At 76.1% G+C, this 2,983-nt stretch carries 1 protein-coding gene; it reads right to left on the bottom strand.

Going from position 1 to position 2,983, the window contains the following annotated elements:
- Positions 1-2,983 (bottom strand): type I polyketide synthase (locus H0H10_RS18765; protein ID WP_188182163.1); only part of this gene is annotated, 2,983 nt, incomplete at both ends.

Genomic DNA, 2,983 nt, shown 5'->3' on the forward strand with positions numbered 1-2,983 from the left:
CACACCGGCGTGCGCGAGATCCGTGACGTCCTCGCCGTCACCGGTCGCCACCGCGCCCCGCGTCGTCACCACCAGCCTGCCGTCCGCGAAGCGCTCGTCCGCCAGCCACGCCTGCAGCGTGGTGAGGGCGTCCCGCAGGGCGGCGTGCGCGTCCCCGGCGACGTCCGTGCCCGTGCCGGCCGGCGGTGCGTACACCACGGTGCCGGCCTCGGTGACGGTGTCGAGGCCGGTGTGCCGCTCCGCGCCCGCCACCGTGACGTCACCGATGACCGCCCAGCCGGAGCCGTCAGCCGCGCTCGTGTCCACGGGCCCGGCGAGCGGGGTCCAGCCGATGCCGAACAGCCCGTCCCGGGTCGCCGCGGCCGCCTCGCGCAGGGCCTGCGCGGACACCGGCCGCAGCAGCAGCGACTCGACCGTCGCCACCGGCGCGCCCGTCCCGTCGGCCACCGTCAGCGACGCCTCCAGCGTGTCGGTGTCCTGACCGGACACCGCCAGCCGCACCCGCAGCACGGAGGCGCCCACGGTGTGCACCGTGACCCCGGACCAGGCGAACGGCAGGCGCGCCTGCCCCTTGTCGTCGACGACTCCCGGCAGCAGCGGGTGCAGGGCCGCGTCGAGCAGGGCCGGGTGCAGCAGGAACCGCCCGGCGTCGCCGCGCACCGGCTCCGGCAGCACGACCTCGGCGAAGATCTCCCCGTCGCCGCGCCACGCCCGGCGCAGGCCGCGGAACGCCTCCCCGTACACGTACCCCTGGAGGGCCAGGCGCTCGTAGACCTCGCCGAGATCCGCCTCCGCGGCCCCCGCGGGCGGCCACGCCGTCAGCGCGACACCCGGGGTGCCGTCCGCCGGGGCGAGCGTGCCCGAGGCGTGCGCCGTCCAGGGGCGTTCCCCGGACTCGTCGCCGCCGTCCGGCCGGGAGAACACCTCCACGGAGCGGCGGCCCGCCCCGTCGGCCCCGCCGACCACCACCTGCACCTGTACGGCACCGTCCTCGGGCAGCACCAGCGGCGCGGAGAGCATCAGCTCCTCGACCCGCTCGGCGCCCAGCCGGTCTCCGGCCCGGGCGGCCAGCTCGACCAGTCCGGTGCCGGGCAGCAGCACCGTGCCGTGCACCGCGTGCTCCACCAGCCACGGGTGGCTGCGCCGGGACAGCCGGCCGGTGAACAGGTGCTCGTCGCGGTGGGCCACGCCGACCGCCGCACCGATCAGCGGGTGCTCCGTCGCGGCGAGCCCCAGCCCCGCCGCGTCGGCAGGCTGCTCCGAGCCCTCCAGCCAGTACCGCTCGCGCTGGAAGGCGTACGTCGGCAGAGCGACCGGACGCGCCCCGGGGAAGACCGTCGACCAGTCGGGTGCGGCGCCCCGCAGGCGCAGCCGCGCCAGCGCGCCCATGACGGTCTCCTGCTCCGCACGGTCCCGGCGCAGCGCCGGCACCAGCAGCCCGGCCTCCTGCTCCAGGCAGGACTGGGCCAGCGCGGTGAGCACCCCGTCCGGGCCCAGCTCCACGAAGTCCGTGACGCCCTCGGCCTCCAGGCAGCGGACGCCGTCGAGGAAGCGCACGGCCTCCCGGATGTGCGTGACCCAGTAGTCCGGCGAGGTCAGCTGCTCGTCGGTGGCGAGGGCGCCGGTCACGTTGGACACGACCGGGATGCGCGCGGGGCGGAACGTCAGCCCCGACGCCACCTCGCGGAACTCGTCCAGCACCTCCTCCATGTGCGGGGAGTGGAAGGCGTGCGACACCGGCAGCCGCTTGGTGCGGGCGCCCTTCGCCCGCCAGGCCGCCGTCAGCTCGTCGACCACGTCCGCGTCACCCGAGATCACCATCGAGTCGGGGCCGTTGACACCCGCGACGGCCACGGCGTCGCCGTACGGCGCGAGCGACGCGCGGACCTCCTCCTCGGTGGCCTGTACGGCGGCCATGGCACCGCCCTCGCGGGCCGCCTGCATGAGCCGGCCGCGCTCGGCGACCAGGCAGCAGGCGTCCGGCAGGTCCAGTACGCCCGCCAGGTGGGCGGCCGTCACCTCGCCGATGGAGTGGCCCAGCAGATAGTCGGGCGTGATGCCGTGGTGCTCGAACAGCCGGAACAGCGCCACCTCCACGGCGAACAGCACGGCCTGCGTGAACACCGTCTGGTCGATCAGCGCAGCGTCCGCCGTCTCCGGACGGGCGAACAGCACGTCCTTCAGGGGGCGGGGCAGCTCCCTGTCGATGTGGGCGCACACCTCGTCCAGGGCCCGGGCGAACACCGGGCTGTTCTCGTACAGTTCACGGCCCATGCCGAGCCGCTGGCTGCCCTGTCCGGTCAGCAGGAAGGCCCGCTTGCCGGGGCGCGCCGGGTGCCCGCGCACGACACCCGCCGGTGAGGTCTCGCCGTCGGCGAGGGCGGCCAGGCCCCGCAGCAGCTCCTCCCGGTCCCGGCCGATGACCGCCGCTCCCCGCTCCAGGACGGCACGCTCGGTCGCCAGGGACAGGCCGATGCCGGCGACGGGCACCTCGGGGTGCTCGGTGGCGTACCGGTGCAGCTTCGCGGCCTGGGCCCGCAGGGCTCCCTCGTCCTTGGCGGTCACGATCCACGGCACCACCGCGGGCGCCGCCTCCTCCGGGCCGGCCGCCGGGGCGGCGGACGGGGCCGGCGGGGCCTGCTCGATGATCACGTGCGCGTTGGTGCCGCTGATGCCGAACGAGGACACGCCCGCACGCCGTGGCCGTCCCGTCTCCGGCCAGGGCGTCTCCTCCGTCAGCAGGGCGAGCGCGCCGGACTCCCAGTCCACGTGCGGCGACGGCTCGTCGACGTGCAGGGTCTTCGGCAGGACGCCGTGCCGCATCGCCCCGATCATCTTGATGATGCCGCCGACGCCGGCCGCGGCCTGGCTGTGGCCGATGTTCGACTTCAGCGACCCCAGGTAGAGCGGGCGCCCGTCGGGCCGGTCCTGGCCGTAGGTGGCGAGCAGGGCCTGGGCCTCGATCGGGTCGCCGAGCCGGGTG

Origin of the sequence: Streptomyces griseicoloratus (genome assembly GCF_014534645.1) — a bacterium.
In the GTDB taxonomy this organism is placed as follows: Bacteria; Actinomycetota; Actinomycetes; order Streptomycetales; family Streptomycetaceae; genus Streptomyces; species Streptomyces griseicoloratus.